15 protein-coding genes are annotated in these 15,540 nt (G+C 64.6%); 6 read left to right on the forward strand and 9 right to left on the reverse strand.

Annotated elements, in window-relative coordinates; all coding sequences use genetic code 11:
• Positions 1 to 3: 3 nt before the first annotated feature.
• Positions 4 to 1,038, reverse strand: coding sequence for a prepilin peptidase (locus ACERIT_RS04680; RefSeq protein WP_373673668.1), 1,035 nt, complete (start codon positions 1,036 to 1,038; stop codon positions 4 to 6).
• 175 nt (positions 1,039 to 1,213) lie between these two features.
• Here ACERIT_RS04680 and ACERIT_RS04685 point away from each other — a divergent pair, with 175 nt between their 5' ends.
• From ACERIT_RS04685 to ACERIT_RS04695, 3 genes are all read left to right on the forward strand, one after another.
• Positions 1,214 to 1,567 (forward strand): 4a-hydroxytetrahydrobiopterin dehydratase, encoded by a 354-nt coding sequence (locus tag ACERIT_RS04685; RefSeq protein WP_373673669.1) that lies wholly within the window; start codon positions 1,214 to 1,216, stop codon positions 1,565 to 1,567.
• Positions 1,568 to 1,765: 198 nt separating this feature from the next.
• Entirely contained in the window at positions 1,766 to 2,956 is a 1,191-nt protein-coding gene (locus ACERIT_RS04690) for an MFS transporter (RefSeq protein WP_373673670.1), read from the forward strand.
• A 78-nt stretch (positions 2,957 to 3,034) separates the two neighbouring features.
• Positions 3,035 to 4,111: an archaeosine biosynthesis radical SAM protein RaSEA gene (locus ACERIT_RS04695; protein ID WP_373673671.1), complete on the forward strand. Its 1,077-nt coding sequence runs from the start codon at positions 3,035 to 3,037 to the stop codon at positions 4,109 to 4,111.
• A gap of 69 nt (positions 4,112 to 4,180) precedes the next feature.
• Here ACERIT_RS04695 and ACERIT_RS04700 read toward each other — a convergent pair whose 3' ends face one another.
• Complete coding sequence (locus tag ACERIT_RS04700; protein WP_373673672.1) at positions 4,181 to 5,458, reverse strand: MFS transporter; 1,278 nt, start codon at positions 5,456 to 5,458, stop codon at positions 4,181 to 4,183.
• 76 nt (positions 5,459 to 5,534) lie between these two features.
• A complete protein-coding gene (locus ACERIT_RS04705) occupies positions 5,535 to 6,590 on the reverse strand; it encodes a hypothetical protein (protein WP_373673673.1) in 1,056 nt (351 codons plus the stop codon).
• Positions 6,591 to 6,734: 144 nt separating this feature from the next.
• On the opposite strand from ACERIT_RS04705, the gene ACERIT_RS04710 reads away from it, so the two are divergent.
• Complete coding sequence (locus tag ACERIT_RS04710; RefSeq protein WP_373673674.1) at positions 6,735 to 7,319, forward strand: DUF2150 family protein; 585 nt, start codon at positions 6,735 to 6,737, stop codon at positions 7,317 to 7,319.
• Positions 7,320 to 7,373: 54 nt separating this feature from the next.
• Here ACERIT_RS04710 and ACERIT_RS04715 read toward each other — a convergent pair whose 3' ends face one another.
• The 3 genes from ACERIT_RS04715 to ACERIT_RS04725 all read right to left on the reverse strand — a co-directional run bounded on the left by ACERIT_RS04715 (position 7,374) and on the right by ACERIT_RS04725 (position 11,351).
• Positions 7,374 to 9,356 (reverse strand): Ig-like domain-containing protein, encoded by a 1,983-nt coding sequence (locus tag ACERIT_RS04715; RefSeq protein WP_373673675.1) that lies wholly within the window; start codon positions 9,354 to 9,356, stop codon positions 7,374 to 7,376.
• A 147-nt stretch (positions 9,357 to 9,503) separates the two neighbouring features.
• A complete protein-coding gene (locus tag ACERIT_RS04720) occupies positions 9,504 to 11,174 on the reverse strand; it encodes a thiamine pyrophosphate-binding protein (protein ID WP_373673676.1) in 1,671 nt (556 codons plus the stop codon).
• Positions 11,175 to 11,213: 39 nt separating this feature from the next.
• A complete protein-coding gene (locus tag ACERIT_RS04725; RefSeq protein WP_373673677.1) occupies positions 11,214 to 11,351 on the reverse strand; it encodes a hypothetical protein in 138 nt (45 codons plus the stop codon).
• Between the two features lie 106 nt (positions 11,352 to 11,457).
• On the opposite strand from ACERIT_RS04725, the gene ACERIT_RS04730 reads away from it, so the two are divergent.
• Entirely contained in the window at positions 11,458 to 12,693 is a 1,236-nt protein-coding gene (locus tag ACERIT_RS04730; protein ID WP_373673678.1) for a Zn-dependent hydrolase, read from the forward strand.
• Between the two features lie 38 nt (positions 12,694 to 12,731).
• Here ACERIT_RS04730 and thiM read toward each other — a convergent pair whose 3' ends face one another.
• Positions 12,732 to 13,607, reverse strand: a complete 876-nt coding sequence (gene thiM / locus ACERIT_RS04735) for a hydroxyethylthiazole kinase (RefSeq protein ID WP_373673679.1) — start codon at positions 13,605 to 13,607, stop codon at positions 12,732 to 12,734.
• A complete protein-coding gene (gene thiE, locus ACERIT_RS04740) occupies positions 13,597 to 14,235 on the reverse strand; it encodes a thiamine phosphate synthase (protein WP_373673680.1) in 639 nt (212 codons plus the stop codon). The genes thiM and thiE overlap by 11 nt, the downstream gene beginning before the upstream one ends.
• A gap of 107 nt (positions 14,236 to 14,342) precedes the next feature.
• Between thiE and ACERIT_RS04745 the strand changes: the two genes are divergently transcribed.
• Entirely contained in the window at positions 14,343 to 14,837 is a 495-nt protein-coding gene (locus ACERIT_RS04745) for a hypothetical protein (RefSeq protein ID WP_373673681.1), read from the forward strand.
• A gap of 35 nt (positions 14,838 to 14,872) precedes the next feature.
• Here ACERIT_RS04745 and ACERIT_RS04750 read toward each other — a convergent pair whose 3' ends face one another.
• Positions 14,873 to 15,529, reverse strand: a complete 657-nt coding sequence (locus tag ACERIT_RS04750) for an ArsR/SmtB family transcription factor (protein ID WP_373673682.1) — start codon at positions 15,527 to 15,529, stop codon at positions 14,873 to 14,875.
• Positions 15,530 to 15,540 lie beyond the last annotated feature (11 nt).

Genomic DNA, 15,540 nt, shown 5'->3' on the forward strand with positions numbered 1-15,540 from the left:
GTCTCACACGGCTCCGATCGCTTGCAGGAACGCGAACAGGACGTCGCCGTAGGTGAGCGCGACGAGGAGCCCGAGAAACATCGGCACGATGAACGGCATTCCCGGCGAGACCCACACGCGTTCGCGGCCGGGCTCGGTGACGGTGTCGAGCCCCTCACGAAGCATCTCCGGGTCGGTCCCGTAGGCCGATCCCTCGATCGCCGCGAGGAACCGTTCTGCCGCCCAGGGATCGTCGTAGTTCCCGCCGCCGCCGGGATCGTCGTCCGCAGCCTCCATCGAGGCGGTTGCTGATGCGTTCGCTGGCTCGCCGCCGTCCGTCGCGGGGCCAACGTGCGTTCCGCCGTCGGTCGGATCGAAGGTCTTCCCGACGTGTTCGGGATCACGATAGCGATCGGGATCATCGCGTACTGCCGCGAGCGTCACCCCGCGCCACCGAAGGTACATCCGGAGCGCATCGACATCGAGCCCATTCCGCGTGTATCCCTCGCGCGTCTCGAAGAGCCGCCCGTGAATATCGGGTAGTCGATCGAGGGGAACCGGTCGGGCGAGGAACATCGCCCACGTGATCCGGCCTCGAAGGCCGTTGTAGACGCCGAGACCGATCGGGTAACAGACACCGATCAGAACGGCGTTCGTGAGGACGGTCAACGAGAAGACGCCGATGTGTGGCTGGACTGCCGGCAGCGCCGGAATTCCTGCGATCGGGAGGATGTAACTCGGAAACGTGGGAAAGACGATCGCGAGTGCGAAAAGCGCCTTGGCGTCGGCTCCACCGAACCCACCGGCGTACCAGAATCCGAATCCGAGCGGTGCGACGACAAGCAGACTGATCGCGACCCGAATGAGGAACAGTCGTCCCTCGAAGCCGCCGATCGGCCACCGGATCGCCGTCTCCCAGACGAGACAGAGCGCGCCGAGAAGGTAGACCGGCGGCCAGATCCGGTTCGGAAGCCGACGCGTCCGGACGTCGCGAAGCGCCGCCCACGCGAAGACCGGCACGATCGCCAACCGAAGCAGGTCGGGCGCCGTGGCGTACATACCTCATCCGTGCCGCGTATCGGCATAGGGATTGGGATCGATACCGATCGGTCACCTTCAGAACCGAACGCATCCGTTCGGTTGCCTCGGTGATCACGTTCGTTCGGTTGCATCCGTTCGGTTCGATCGTCCATCCCGGCTAAGATACATGCGGACGGAGTCCCTACAACTGATCATGGCATCGACGCTCGCGGACCGGGAATGTGAGGCGTGCACGTCAAGTGAGGACCCGCTCTCGGCGGACGAATACGCGGAGTATATCGAGGAGTTGGACGACGACGTCTGGACCGTCGTCGACGATCACCACCTCGAAGGGACCTACGAGTTCGAGGACTTTCGGGAGGCGCTGGAGTTCACCACCGAGGTCGGTGAACTCGCCGAAGAGGAATGGCACCATCCGGACATCCACCTTCGGTGGGGCGAAGTGACGATCGAGATGTGGACGCACAAGATCGACGGGCTTCACGAGACGGATTTCGTCATGGCCGCGCGGATGGATCGGATCTACGAGGGGTTCGACGCCGAGTGACCGAAAGCGTCCGGGGGTGACTACTCGTGGCCATCCTCGGGGTTGCACCATCGTCTTCGGATGATCGGGACCCGGAACGGACGTTGAAGCCGTTTGATCCTCGCATTCAGGACGCTCTTTGAAGGGAGGCGGGCTGCTCCCGGCGATCGATCGCCGGGATCCGCACGTTCTTTACTGCGGGATCGATATCCGAAGACGGTGCTCGGACGATGGCTCTCGACGTGGCGGTACCGCGATACCGTCCTTACGCTGTGTACGCTCGCCTTCCTCGTGACGATGGTCGGCCGGTTGGCCATCAGTCCGGTCGTGCCGGCGATCACCGACGAGTTCGGGGTGTCGAACACCGCCATCGGCGTCGCGTTAAGCGGCATGTGGCTTACCTACGGGCTCGTTCAGTATCCGAGCGGCGTCCTCGCTGACCGGTACGGCGACCGGACCGTCGTTCTCGTCTCGGTCGGCGGGACCGCGACGGCGTGTCTGATCGTGGCTGTGGCGCCGATTTTCGGTGTCTTCTTTCTCGCGACGGTCCTGCTGGGCGCACTGGCCGGCTTACACTTCAGCGTCGCGACGACGCTCCTGTCGCGGCTCTATGATAACGTTGGCAGCGCAATCGGGGTCCACAACGCCGGCGGGACGATCGCGGGGTTGGCGACGCCGGTCGCGGTTGCCTGGGTCGCGAACCGGTACGGCTGGCGGCCCGCCGTCGCGATCACGTTCGTACTCGGAGTCCCTATCTTCGTTCTGTTCGCGTTGCGCGTCCGACCGGTCGAACCGCGCCGGACCGAGGAGCCGCTTCGTGACCGGTTTCGGCTCAAACCGATGGTCGATTTGCTCTCGCGACCGTCGATCGTCTTTACCCTCTGGCTCGCCGTCGTCGGCGAGTTCGCCTGGCAGGGGATCGCCTCGTTCCTGCCAACCCTCCTCGTCGAACGTCACGGGCAGTCGACCGCGCTCGCCGGTGCGCTCTTCTCGCTGTATTTCGTCGCCCAGGGGATCGGTCAGGTCGGCATCGGAATCGTTGCCGATCGCGTGGGGCGCGATGGGGTGACCGCCGGCTGCATGGTCGTCGGCATTGTGGGGATCGCGGCGTTGACTCTGCAAAGCGGACTCGTGGTCCTTGCGACCGGTGCGGTCCTGTTGGGCGTCAGTATGAGCTTTGGCCCCGCCGTCTTACCCCGGTTCTTCGAGGAGATGTCGGACGAGGAACGAAGCGCGGGATTCGGGCTCGTTCGAACCGTCTACATGATCGTCGCCTCGCTGGGATCGGTCGTTCTCGGGATCCTCGCCGACCTGTTCGATTGGGGCGTTTCGTTCGGGTTTCTGGCCGTCCTGTTGGCGTTCGTCGCCGCGACGCTCGCGATCAACTGGGTGCTCGATCTCGATTATTGAGGCGGATCCGGCCGGATCCGTACTGACGTCCCCGTCCAGACGAAGCGGATTTACGCGGTCGTCCCGGAACGACACGTAATGAGCACGCCGAGCCCCGACGCCTACGAGCAGGGGCGCGGAATGGACGCGCACAACGCGGTGATGCGCGACATCCGCGCCGAGCGCGATGAGACCTATGATCCTCACGAGCCGACTCGGGTGTGGATCGACGAGGACAACACCCCCGACGGCGTCCGCCAGTCGCTTACAATCATCCTCAACACCGGCGGGTGCCGGTGGGCCCGCGCTGGCGGCTGTACGATGTGCGGCTACGTCGCTGAATCCGTCGAGGGAGGCAGCGTCCCTCACGAGGCGCTGATGGACCAGATCGACGCCTGTCTGGCTCACGAACGTTCTAACGCGTCGGAGCCCTCCGGACTCGTCAAGATATACACCTCCGGATCGTTCCTCGACGAGCGCGAGGTCCCCGCCGAGACGCGCGCAGCGATCGCCGAGACGTTCGCGGATCGCGACCGGATCGTCGTCGAGTCGCTTCCCGACTTCGTGACGGCCGACGCCGTACGCGATTTTACCGATGTCGGCCTGAAGACGGACGTCGCGATCGGTCTGGAGACGGCCACCGATCGAGTCCGCCAGGACTGCGTGAACAAGTACTTCGAGTTCACGGACTTCGAGGATGCCTGCGCGGAGGCCGCCTCCGTCGGCGCGGGCGTGAAGGCGTATCTCCTCTTGAAGCCCCCATTCCTCGCCGAGCCGGAGGCGGTGGCGGACATGATCTCCTCGATTCGCCGCTGTGGGGACGTTGACGCGTGTCACACTGTCTCGATGAACCCGTGTAACGTCCAGCGGTACACGATGGTTGATGAGCTGTTCTTCGAGGGAGGCTACCGTCCGCCGTGGCTCTGGAGCGTCGCACACGTCCTCGAGGAGACCGCTGACGTCGACGCGATCGTCGTCTCCGACCCGGTCGGTCACGGATCCGATCGCGGCGCGCACAACTGCGGGGAGTGTGACGAGCGCGTTCAAACGGCGATCAAGGACTTCGACCTGCGACAGGACCCGAGCGTCTTCGAGCAGGTGTCGTGTGCGTGTGAGCGAACCTGGGACCACGTGATGGCCGAGGAGACCTCCTACAACATGCCGCTTGCGCGGTGAGCGACTCGGAGCCGCGAGTCCCCGTCGAGTCGCGGTCGACTCGACTCACCGCTCCTGGTGTCGGACGACTCACCGCTCCTGGCGGTGTATCCAGATCGCACAGACGAAGGCGATCACGCCCGCAAGCGTCCCGATCGCGAACGCGACGCGATAGCCGGTTTCGGTGTACACTCTGACCCCATCGAGCAGTTCGCCGGTCCAGTAGACGTCGAGCACCCAGCCCATGAGCGTCGGAAACGAGGCCGCTCCGAAGAAGGCGGCTCCGTTTATCGTCCCCAATGCGATCCCGCTTGCGCGATCGTCGAACCGCGCTCGAACCATCGGATAGGTCAACACGACGGCGCCAAAGAGGGCCCCGACCAGGAAGAACGCCGCGCCGACGACGAGGAACGGCGGATCGCCGATAACGGCGATCGTGCCTACCGCGACCGTATACAGGACGGTCGCCGCGAGAATGAACTCCGAGCGTCTGCCGATCCGATCGGTAATCCAGCCGAACGCCGGGGGACCGATGACCGTACCGATCCCGCCAAGGAGCGTGATCGTCGAGGCGGTCGTCACCGTCACGTCGTAGACCTGGACGACGTATGGGATCCCCCACAGACCGAGTAGCGTCAAGTTGATCCCGCCGACACAGTAGAGCAGTATCGCGACGATCCACGTCCAGGGATCCGCGAGGATACGGCTCAGAAACGTTCGGATCTCCCCGATCGCAGGCTGGGACTGCTTGGGGGTGCCCTCGATCGGTGACAGTCCCGCGCGCTCGGCCGAGTCACGCACGAGGAGGACGGTGAGCACCGAAACGAACAGCCCGAACCCCGCGAGTCCGGCGATCACGGTTCGCCATCCGGCCACGGAGACCGCGACGGCGAGCGGCGTGGTCGCGAGGATGCCGCCGACACCGCTCACCCCGAAGGAGAGGCCGTTCATGGTTCCGAACTCGTCGATGCGATACCAGTTGGCACAAAAGCCGAGAAGGGAGACGAAAAGCACGCTCCCGCCGAGACCGATGAGGAACCGTCCCCCGAGCGCGGCGACGTAGGTGTCAGCGAGCGCGAACCAGATCGCGCCGACGTTCATCACGACGCCTCCGCCGGCGGCGGTCAATCGTGGACCGACTCGATCGACGAGGACGCCCGTCGGGATCTGTAACAGCGCGTAGATGAGAAAGAACATCGCGTGAAGCGTCCCGAGTTGGGTGCCGGTCGTTCCCAGCGCGTCCATCAACTCGCCGGCGAGTACGGCCGTCGAGAGCCGGTAGATGTTGACGAGCAGAAAGGAGACGGCGAGGATGCTCCATAGCACCCAGCGCCGGCGATACGGGTCCGACCATGCGCGACGGATCATCGAATGGCTCACGTCGGATCGGCTTTCGTCCCGTGCGTCTTGAATCTGCACCTCTCGGCATCGAATCGACCGCCACTCACGACTCGTGATCGATCCGGAACCCGACCACGTCGTCGATCGAAAGCGGGCTTTCGGGATACGGCGGCGAGGCAGTCGGATCGTTGAACGCGCGCGGCGCGACATCGTTCGGCCCCTCGGGGTACAGAAGCGACGCGAGAAGCTGGATCTGCTCGCGACCGACGCCGAGCTCGAACTGTCCGCCGCCGTACAGCCGGATGTCGTTCTCCAGACAGTACTCGATCGTCTCCAGAAGCGACCGCAACGAGCCGAACCGCGAGGGTTTGACGTTACACCATCCCGGATCGACGGGCAGCGATCGAAGGCTCTCGAGGTCGGTCACCGGATAATCGAAGGCGATCCGATCGGCCTCGGCGACGAGCAACTCCCGGGTCTCGTCGGTGAAGGCCGGATCCTCGATGATCACGTCAGGAAAGGCGTCACGCACGAGTTCGTACAGCTCGGGATCGGCCGGGACGTCGACGTCAGTCCCCTCGTACCACCCCTTCAGGTCGAGTATGCGAACGGCCGTCGTGTCCGCAAGCGCCGAGACGAGGTCCGTCGTCCACGTCGGCGTCGGATCGAGTTTGAACTCGACGCCCGGATCCGCGGACAGCAACCGTTCGATCCGGTCCGCACTCGGCGGATCGCCGAGCCGTGTCGAGACGACGAACCGAACCGGATCGGTCTCACGTTCGAGGACGCTCGCGAGATCCGTACCCGCCTGCCGGCACGCGAGATCGAGTGCCGCGCTCTCGTAGGCCCACTGGCGATGCGCCCGCGAGGACTCCCGTTCCGGAGGATCGCCGGCGAAGAGGTCGATCTCCGCGAGATGTGTCGAGAAGGAGTCGATCGTCCAGTCGCCGGTGAGATCGGGGCTGGGGGCGTCCGCGAACGCCTGGTGATCGACCTCGTCGTAGGTGACGTCCTCGCCGCGCCCGACGGCGTCCTTCCCGGAGAGGGCGATCTCGGTGGTGACACGCTCGAAGTCGCTCGTGGTCTCGCCGCGGTGTCGGCTCCGGCTCTCCGATTCGATGGACACTGGCAGATCGGCGATCGCGTCGTACAGCGCCATGCCGGTCGAAAGTCACGGATCCACTTGAAGCCGGGGGCGCGATCCAGCCGTGGAATCCCCGGTCCGTGTCCACGGCATGCGAGTCCCTCCCGCGAGGGTGGCGGATAGGAAAGGCATTTGAGTGCCCCACGAGACAGTTTTGACATGACCGAGGACGCCGATGACGCCGTAGAAACCTTCTACACCGAAGAACGATGGCAAAACTGGATCTCCCGAGTCGAGGAGGAGGATCTCGATCCCGAAAACGAGGAGTCCGCACGACTCCTGTTGAACCTCCAGGACGACGCGGCGATCGCGGTCGCAAAGATCCTCTCGGCGTACGACGACGGTCGGATCGACGAGGATCGGGCCCTCGAGGAGATCGAGACCGTCCGCGAGATCGTGCTCGCCGAGGTCGATCTGGAGGACGAGGAGGAGGAGATGCTGATAGACGGCGTCCAGACCTCCCTCGTCCCCGTCTTCTACGCTGCCGAGGAGTACGTGGTCGGCGGTGCAGTCGAAGGCGACCTCGATGAATACGTCCGCGCGGCCGCCGACGCCGAGGCCGAGGAGGACCTCGACGCCGCGCTCGGCTACGTCGTCCAGGCCGGTACGCGCGTGATCGATGGCGATCGCCTCGACATCGCCCTCGTTGAGGACATCGAGTACGGTCTCGTCTCCGAGTGGGTCAACGGGCTCGACTCCCTGCAGTCGGCCATTCAGGACCCGGAAGTCGTCGAGGAGGATTGAGGCCGGACCCCGATCGAGAAGCTACCTCCGGATCGCTTGCGTTCCACGCTTGGGTTAGTTGCTTTGTCTGAAGTGGAACGTGTACTCAGAACCGTCCGAGAGGCGCAGAATGACGGACACGTCCGCGTTTGCTTCGTCAGTCGTGTATTCGAGCGACCCCAAGTCCTGACTGAAGTATCGAATATCGATCTCCACGTCGGAATCGTCCGGACCGAGGGTTGCGTACTGACCGTTGTTTCCACCGTTCTCGAGGTCGTAGAGAGTGCCATCGGCCGAGAACGTCTTCTCCCCTCGAGTATCGATATGGCCGTCCTGAACTGACGTCCCTGTGATTTGGACCTCCCTGTCATTATTATCGTGATCCACGTAGATCTCGGTATCGATCGCCGTCGCATCGACGCCGACTTCCTCGATCGTAACCTCTTGTCCAGCCTCGTTAGCTATTCCGAAGACGAGTCGGTCCCCGCTGTCTCGGAGATCGGTGAACGTGAGGTCGGGTTCCGCGACGTCGATGGTAACGGTGTCATTTCCGACCTGACCGCTGGCGTCCCGTCCGGTGACACGGAGAGTGTGTTCTCCGGACGTCCATCCGGAGATGTCTATCGGCTGGGTCCCATCGATCACGCAGTACGAACAGCCATCGGGGCCATCCGCCGAGATGCTGTCAAACGGTTCCGGATCGGTGTTCACGGGTGACTGACGGCTCCAGTTCGCAGCGAGGATCGGGGTGCCGCTTTGATCGATACTGGTGATGGTCGCGTTGAGATCGAAGTCGTCCTCGATGGACTCACCCTCGGAGGGCGACGTGATGTCGACGATCGGCGGCTCACTCCCGGGTGCACCGGCCGCTTGTGAGACGACGTCGAATCCGATGGCGACGCGCTCGTAGGACTCGCTGCCGTCATTGATCGAGAGATCCACGGAATCAGCACCGGTGTTCTCCGGTGCGGTATATTCGAACCGTACAGTCCCATCGCCGTCCGTTCGTTCCGAGGTGGAATCGAGGGCCCCTCGCGGGCTCCCGTCGACGGTTACGGTCTCGCCGGACACCGGATTGTTGAACCGGTCTCGAACCTCGACGACGATCTCCGTCGTCTCTCCCGTTCGAACCGTTTGTGTGGACGGCTGGATCGTGATGAGGTACCGAGCCACCGGATCCTCACTCGCTCGTTGCGTCTCTCGATCTCGAACCTCGACGGTCGCCAGTTGGAGTCGATACGTCATCGATCCGTTCAAGATCACCTCGACATGTGAGCCGTCCGGCGCTTCAACCACCCGCTCGACGCGCTGTGGATTCGCGGTGCGGAGTTCCTGTCCTGTCGTCTCGTTCCATCCACTCGCGGAAATGCCGCTCGGTGGCTCAAACCGGAGCGTGATGTCCTCGTCGTTTTTCCCCTGCACGACGACCGTTCGCGTCGCCGGGCTCACCGGTTCGGTCGTCACGCCGACGCTCGATCCGCCGGCCTCCAGATCGCCATCGATGCGGATCAGCCGGATCCGATCCTCCTGGAGGACGGTTTGCCCCGTCATCGGGATCGGTCGATCGCCGGCAACTCGGTAGGACTGGTGACCGGTGACGACCATCGGCTGGCCGGTAAACCGGTCGTAGTTGGGCGTGAACACGACGTCACGGGTCGCGTAACTCCGGCCGCTGACGTTACTCTCGAGGAACGTCCGAGTGTTCTCCGCCTCGCTGTCGACCGCCTCGACGTTCTCGAGCGTCACGTTCCGTTCCCCGGTCGTGGCGAGTCGGTTGGGTGGCGGACCGGGATTGACGAATATCGCCCGACTCGGATACTCGACGCCGGTCTTGACCGTCGTCCCGATCGTCGTGTCACGGCCGGCCGCGGTGAGGACGTCGTTTCGCACGTCGGTGAGATCTTCGGCCGCCTGCTGGTAGGCGTTGAACTCCACCTGCTGGTTCTGTTCGGGGACGACCGTGACCTGATACAGCGAGAGGCCGACGATGAGGAATCCGAACAGAAAGATGACGCCGACCTGCACCGACTGTGCTCGATCGGCCTCGCGAACGTCCATTATCACACACACGGACATGCACGGGGATATAGTTGATCCTGCGGCCGTTCAGGCATCTCCAGGGCGTGCTCTCGGGCGTCTTCAGGACGTGCTCGGTCCCACGACGTCGGCAGTCCGTTCGGTACGGTCGTCGGCGCCTCGATGGATTCAGTCCCGTACGGCGACGTCGATCACGTTCGGTCCGTCCTCGTCGATCGCCGACTTCAGTTCGGCCGTCAGCTCCTCGTAGGTTTCCACGGATGCAGCATCGGCGCCGTGACTCTCGGCGTTCTTCACGAAGTCGACGCTTGGATCGAAATCCATCATCGAAAACTCCGGGTTCTCGGCCTCCTCTCCGAGGAGTCGCGCCGCGTTGTCCTTGAGGATGCGATAGTTGTAGTTATTCGAGATCAAGACGGTGAGATCCACGCCGTATCGGGCCGCCGAATAGATCGTATGGGGATAATAGAGATAGGATCCATCGCCGAGCGTTCCGATCACGTGACGGGGATCCTCGCGGTCGTTCTCGGCGATGGCGGCGCCCACTGCGGCCGGAAGGCCGTATCCGAGTCCGCCGGATTTGTTGCCGTGGAGCTGTCTCGGTCCGAGATCGATCTGCGTATACAGGGATCCCCGAGTGGTGACGCTCTCGTCGACGAGGTAGGCCTCGGGGGCGACCTCGGCGATCGCGTCGGCAAGCTCGTCTTTCGAGAGGAATCGATCGATCCGGTCGTCCTCGCCGGCGTCGTCCTCCTCGGCCGTCCGGGATGACTTATACTGCCGTACCGTCTCCAGGCGCCGAGTGCGTTCTGCTTCCGGGATCCGCTCTTCGACCGCGTCCGCAAGGGCTGCGACCGTCTCCGAGACATCACCGAGCAGGCTCACGTCGACCGGTTCGTTCTTCCCGATCTCCCACGGATTCGTTCCGACGGCGACGACGTCGGTCTCCGGCGGCGTGATCGGCTCCGTGTGACCGAGCGTGGGCGTGTGATGGGAACACCCCAAAAGCAGGAGCGTGTCGGTGTCGTGGATCTCCCGGAGCGCGTCGGCGCTCTTGCCGGCCGCGGAGATCCACTGGTCGTGATCCGTCGGGTAGGCGATCGCCGACTGGAGGACTTCGCCGTGCACGCGCGCGCCAGCGGCCTCGGCGAGCCGGACCGTTTCGTCGATGGCGTCCTCGCCGTCCCAGGCGATCTGGGCGCCGGCGATGATCGTGGCCTCCTCCCCTCCGGCGATGATCTCGGCGGCCCGCTCCACGTCGTCCGATCGGCCGGGACCCATCGAGGGCGTCGGCGTGTAGGGTTGGACCGGTTCCGAGACCTCACCCAACTGGACATCGGCCGGGAACGAGAGAAAGACGGGACCCATCGGCGGCGTCGTTGCGAGCTTAAACGCCCGCCGGAGCATGCCGGGGATGGCCGTCGAGTCCTTCACCTCGGCGCTCCATTTCGTGTATTGGCGGGTCATCTCGATGACGTCCCCGTGGAGGATCGGTTCCTGGTGTTGGACGCCGGTTTTGTGGGCACCGGTGGTGACGAGTAGAGGCGCGTTCGCCCGTGCTGCCCCGTAGAGGTTTCCGAGGCCGTGTGCCATCCCCGGCGCGATATGGAGGTTGACTACTCCGACCGGCGTCTCGTCGCCGTGTTCCCGGCGCGTACAGGCGTACCCGGAGGCCATTCCGACCGCGATGTCCTCGTGGACGCCGAGGACGTACTCGAGGTCGCTTTGCTCGATCGCGTCGACGATCGGAACCTCGGTCGTTCCCGGATTCCCGAAGAGGTACTCGACGCCGTATTCCTGTAACGCCTCCACGAAGTAGTCCGCACCTGATCGTGTCATGCGATGATGACCGATACATCATACGCCGTGGTTAATTAGCTATCGACCGCGGACCGCGACCGCCATCCACCACAGCCATTCGACGCCGCCATCCACCACAGCCATTCGACGCCGCCATCCACCACAGCCATTCGACGCCGCCATCCACCACAGCCATTCGACGCCGCCATCCACCACGGCTATTCGACGCTACCAATCCACCACGGCCATCCGCGACCGCCGATCAGGACGGGTGATTCTCTCCATCGTCATCGTTAACCCACGAACGGCCGTGGTCGGACCGATGAGCGATCCCGAACTCGCGATCGACGCGGAACGGTTCCGGCGGAGCTTCGAGACGTACTTCGCGATCGGAGCAACGGAGAACGATGGACTCCACCGTCTGGCGCTTTCGGACGCCGACGCGACCGTCCGAGACCAGTTCGTCGCCGATCTTGAGGCGCTCGATCTCGCCGTCACGATCGACGAGATGGGCAACGTCTTCGGGCGTCGTGAGGGGTCCGATCCGGACGCTGATCCCGTGTTGATCGGATCACATCTCGACTCCCAGCCGTACGGCGGACGGTACGACGGCCAACTCGGCGTCCTTGTGGCGCTTGAAACCCTCCGCGCGATGGACGATTCCGGGATCGAAACGACGCGGCCGGTCGAGATCGTGAACTGGACCAACGAGGAAGGATCGCGCTTCGAGAACCCGATGCTCGGAAGCGGCGTATTCACCGGGAACGTGGACCTGGAGGCCGCATACGATCTGCGCGACGAGGAGGGGAATCGGTTCGTCGACGAACTCGAACGGATCGGCTATCGTGGCGAAACTCCATGTGAGCCGCGTCCGCTACACGCGTTTGTAGAGCTTCACGTCGAACAGGGGCCGATCCTCGAGACCCATGGCAACGCGGTCGGGATCGTCGAGGGCATCTTCGGGATCGCCTGGCTCGAGGCGACGATCGAGGGTCACGCCGACCACGCGGGACCGACGCCGATGCACGCACGGACCGACGCGCTTGCGGCGGCCGCCTCCGCGATCGATGAAATCGAGGCGCTTCCGAGCCACCTCTCGGCGGATGCAGTCGCAACCGTCGGTCGTCTCAACGTCGAGCCGAACTCCGTCAACGTCATTCCGAGCCGCGTCGAGTTCACGATCGACGTGCGGAGCTACGACGACGCGATCGTCGATACGGCCGTCGAACGCGCGATCGCCGAAGTCGAGACCGCCAGCGAACGGATCGGTGCCGACGCGACCGTCGAGGAACTTTGGCGAATTCCCCACACCGACTTCTCGCCGACCGTGTGTGAAACGGCCGCGGCCGCGGCGGAGGCGGTCGGCGTACGTGCGGAGCGGATGGTGTCGGGGGCCGGACACGACGCGAAATACCTGAACGACGTTACCGACGCCGCCATGCTCTTCGTGCCGAGCGCCGACGGGATCACCCACAACGAGGCGGAATTCACACCGTGGGACGACTGCGTGGCCGGCGCGCGGGCCTTCGCCGAGACGACCCTCCGGCTTGCGGCGTGAGTGTCGCTCCTCACGCTGTGCGGATCGCCGTCACTGAATCATCCCTGATCGACGATCCGAATTCGGTCGGCGATCGGAAGCGTCGGGCGATCGCGTGCCAAGGCGGCGACGGCGTCCATGAACGCGGTCCGGTAGCTGGCCGGACCAGCCACTTCCTCGGTGTCGCCTGCGTGTTCGCCCGCAAGCCCGTAGGCGATCGTCGCGAGAAGCGCGGCGTCGATCATGGTCGTCGCCGGAGCGTCAGCGTCCTCGACGGTCGATCCGAAGATCGCGAGCGTGCTCCCGAGCATGCAACCCGTTCCGACGAACGACCCCATCCGCTCGTGTCCGACGGCGAGTTCGTAGGCGCTTTCGGCGGTTGCGACGACATCGGTCTCGCCGGAGGCGACGACGACCGCGCCGGTTTCGTCCGCGAGCGCTCTCGCGGCGGGGACGATCGAGCCGTGTTCGCCGACCGATTCGACCCCGCGGACGGTCGCGGTCTCACCCGCGAGGCCGGCGATCTCGCCGCGGTTGCCCTTGATAATGGCCACGTCGACGGCCTCGAGGATCCGATCGACGGCCGAGACGCGAAACGACGTCGCCCCGTAGCCGACCGGATCAAGCACGACCGGACTCGCGGTCCCGTTGGCGCTCGTTCCGGCGTCGATCATCGCCTCGACATCTTGGTCGGTCATCCGTCCCGTGTTACACAGGACGGCGTCGGCGCCGGCGGCCATCTCACCGGCCTCCGCAGGCGCGTCGGCCATCACCGGCAATCCGTTCCAGTGGAGCGTGATGTTCGCGGTCTCGCTCATCGTCACCTCGTTGGTGAGATGTTGAACGAGCGGTCCCGCCTTCGCGATCGCTGCGAGGGTATCCGAGAGCACGTCACCGGTGATTCCGTCGGGTGCGAGCGGAACGTCACTCGGCATCGACCACGACCTCCCGTAGATTCTGCGCAGCGGCCTCGGGATCGTCAGCGGCCGTGATCGCGGAGATGACCGCGACGCCGGTCGCGCCGGCCTCGATCACGGCCGCGGCGTTGTCGGCGTTGATCCCGCCGATCCCCACGATCGGAATCTCGACCGCTTCGGCGATCTCTCGGATCCGGCCCGGGCCGATGCCGTCTTTGGCTCCGTCGACCTCCTTCGAGGAGGTTCCGTAGACGGCCCCCACGCCGAGGTAGTCGGCACCGGCCGCCTCGGCGATCTCGGCTTCCCGGACCGTCGAGGTCGAACAACCGACGATCGTCTCCTCGCCGAGTTGCTCGCGAGCGACCTCGATCGGGAGGTCCGACTGCCCGAGGTGGACTCCATCGGCCGAAATGGCTGCCGCCAGATCGATCCGATCGTTGACGATCAACGCCGCGTCCGCCGCATCGGTGAGTTCGCGGAGCCGTTGGCCCAATCGATAGCGATCACGTGCGCTTCGGTCCTTCTCGCGAAGTTGGACGGCGTCGACGCCGCCGGCGAGCGCCGCTTCGACGACCGTCTCCGTCTCGCGACCCGCCGAGAGATGCTGTTGGGTGACGAGATACGTCCGCCAGTCTCGTGGATCCATCGCCCGGACATATATGACGGCCCCTAATGGTGATTCCGACCGCGGATCCACCCGTTCGCGTTCATGTCGGCACAAGACCCAAGCCTCGCCGGATCGGTGTTTGGGACATGGATACCTCCATCGACGTGGATGCGCCCTCCGATGCCGGGCAGTCGGGCGGATCGTCCGGGACGTCGGGCTCCGACAGCCGTCCGATCGTCGGGATCGACGGGCGGGCATTTTCCCTGCGGGCGTTCGGGATCGCTCTCGTCGCGATCGCGGTGGGCGGATTCCTCGGTGGATCCCTCCTCGGGATCGTTCCGCTGGTCGGAGGGGCGCTCGGCAATGCGATCGGGGTCGTCGTTGTGACTTTCCTCCTCGGTTCGATCGGTGCCGATCGGCGGTACGTCGAAACCGGACTCGCTGGCGCGGGAGTCGGGACGGTGAGCGCGCTTGCGGGGCTCGTTTCGGTCGGCATCCTCCCCGTCGGCGTTCGATTCCTCCGCGAGTACGGGATGGGCGTGGCGGGCTTTGGCGCCGCTATCGGGATCGTTCTCGCGCTCGTCGGGTACTACTTCGGGCGGGACCTCCGGGCCGGACTGACTCGCGATATCGACCGCTGACGGCGGTCACTGATCGGTCGTGAATCGGCGGCCGATCATCGAATCGAGAATTGGCCGTCCTCGTGACTGAGAAAGCCGGCATCCTGGAGCCGCGAGAGCGCCTGTTCGACGACGTCGGTGGCTGTCTGTACCTCGGAAGCGACGGCCTCGAGTGATCCGTCGGTCTCGACGACGGCCGCGAGGACCTCCGCGTAAAAGCGACTGTCGGCCTCCGGTCCGAACCGTTCGTCGATCCGCGAGAGGACGTTCTCCATCCGGCCGTGGACCCACCGCTGTGCAAGCGACAGCTCACGATCGAGTTCCTGGAGTCGACCGAACTCGGCAGCCATCTCCGCCAGTTCGTCCGGATCGTTGCCCTCCTCGACTTCGATCGAGAGGTGCGGGCAGCAACCGGTCATGTCCAGTCCAGGATTCGCGGGATACGCGCTCTTTGCGCCGAATCCGTATGGTGAGACGTTCACTTCGAGGCGCAGGCTCCGGGAGATGCGAAAGTACTTGCGGCGCGTTCCGTTGGTCGTCGACTCGATGAGCCCGGCCTCCTCCAGCTTTCGGAGATGGTCGATGACCGCCTTCGGGCTGACGCCAAGGTACTCGGAGATCTCCGTCACGTAACAGGACTTATGCGAGAGCAAGCGGAGGATGCGCCGTCGGTTCTCGTTGCCGAGGAGATCGAGCAACACCGCGGAGTCCATTGACGTGAAGT

Origin of the sequence: Halopenitus sp. H-Gu1, from assembly GCF_041821145.1 — an archaeon.
Classification (GTDB): domain Archaea; phylum Halobacteriota; class Halobacteria; order Halobacteriales; family Haloferacaceae; genus Halopenitus.

Excerpts from the sequence above, each read along its gene's own strand:
- ACERIT_RS04680 (WP_373673668.1), bottom strand. The coding sequence starts at position 1,038 with ATGTACGCCACGGCGCCCGACCTGCTTCGGTTGGCGATCGTGCCGGTC.
- ACERIT_RS04685 (WP_373673669.1), top strand. The coding sequence starts at position 1,214 with ATGGCATCGACGCTCGCGGACCGGGAATGTGAGGCGTGCACGTCAAGT.
- ACERIT_RS04695 (WP_373673671.1), top strand. The coding sequence starts at position 3,035 with ATGAGCACGCCGAGCCCCGACGCCTACGAGCAGGGGCGCGGAATGGAC.
- ACERIT_RS04700 (WP_373673672.1), bottom strand. The coding sequence starts at position 5,458 with ATGATCCGTCGCGCATGGTCGGACCCGTATCGCCGGCGCTGGGTGCTA.
- ACERIT_RS04705 (WP_373673673.1), bottom strand. The coding sequence starts at position 6,590 with ATGGCGCTGTACGACGCGATCGCCGATCTGCCAGTGTCCATCGAATCG.
- ACERIT_RS04710 (WP_373673674.1), top strand. The coding sequence starts at position 6,735 with ATGACCGAGGACGCCGATGACGCCGTAGAAACCTTCTACACCGAAGAA.
- ACERIT_RS04715 (WP_373673675.1), bottom strand. The coding sequence starts at position 9,356 with ATGGACGTTCGCGAGGCCGATCGAGCACAGTCGGTGCAGGTCGGCGTC.
- ACERIT_RS04720 (WP_373673676.1), bottom strand. The coding sequence starts at position 11,174 with ATGACACGATCAGGTGCGGACTACTTCGTGGAGGCGTTACAGGAATAC.
- ACERIT_RS04730 (WP_373673678.1), top strand. The coding sequence starts at position 11,458 with ATGAGCGATCCCGAACTCGCGATCGACGCGGAACGGTTCCGGCGGAGC.
- thiM (WP_373673679.1), bottom strand. The coding sequence starts at position 13,607 with ATGCCGAGTGACGTTCCGCTCGCACCCGACGGAATCACCGGTGACGTG.
- thiE (WP_373673680.1), bottom strand. The coding sequence starts at position 14,235 with ATGGATCCACGAGACTGGCGGACGTATCTCGTCACCCAACAGCATCTC.
- ACERIT_RS04745 (WP_373673681.1), top strand. The coding sequence starts at position 14,343 with ATGGATACCTCCATCGACGTGGATGCGCCCTCCGATGCCGGGCAGTCG.
- ACERIT_RS04750 (WP_373673682.1), bottom strand. The coding sequence starts at position 15,529 with ATGGACTCCGCGGTGTTGCTCGATCTCCTCGGCAACGAGAACCGACGG.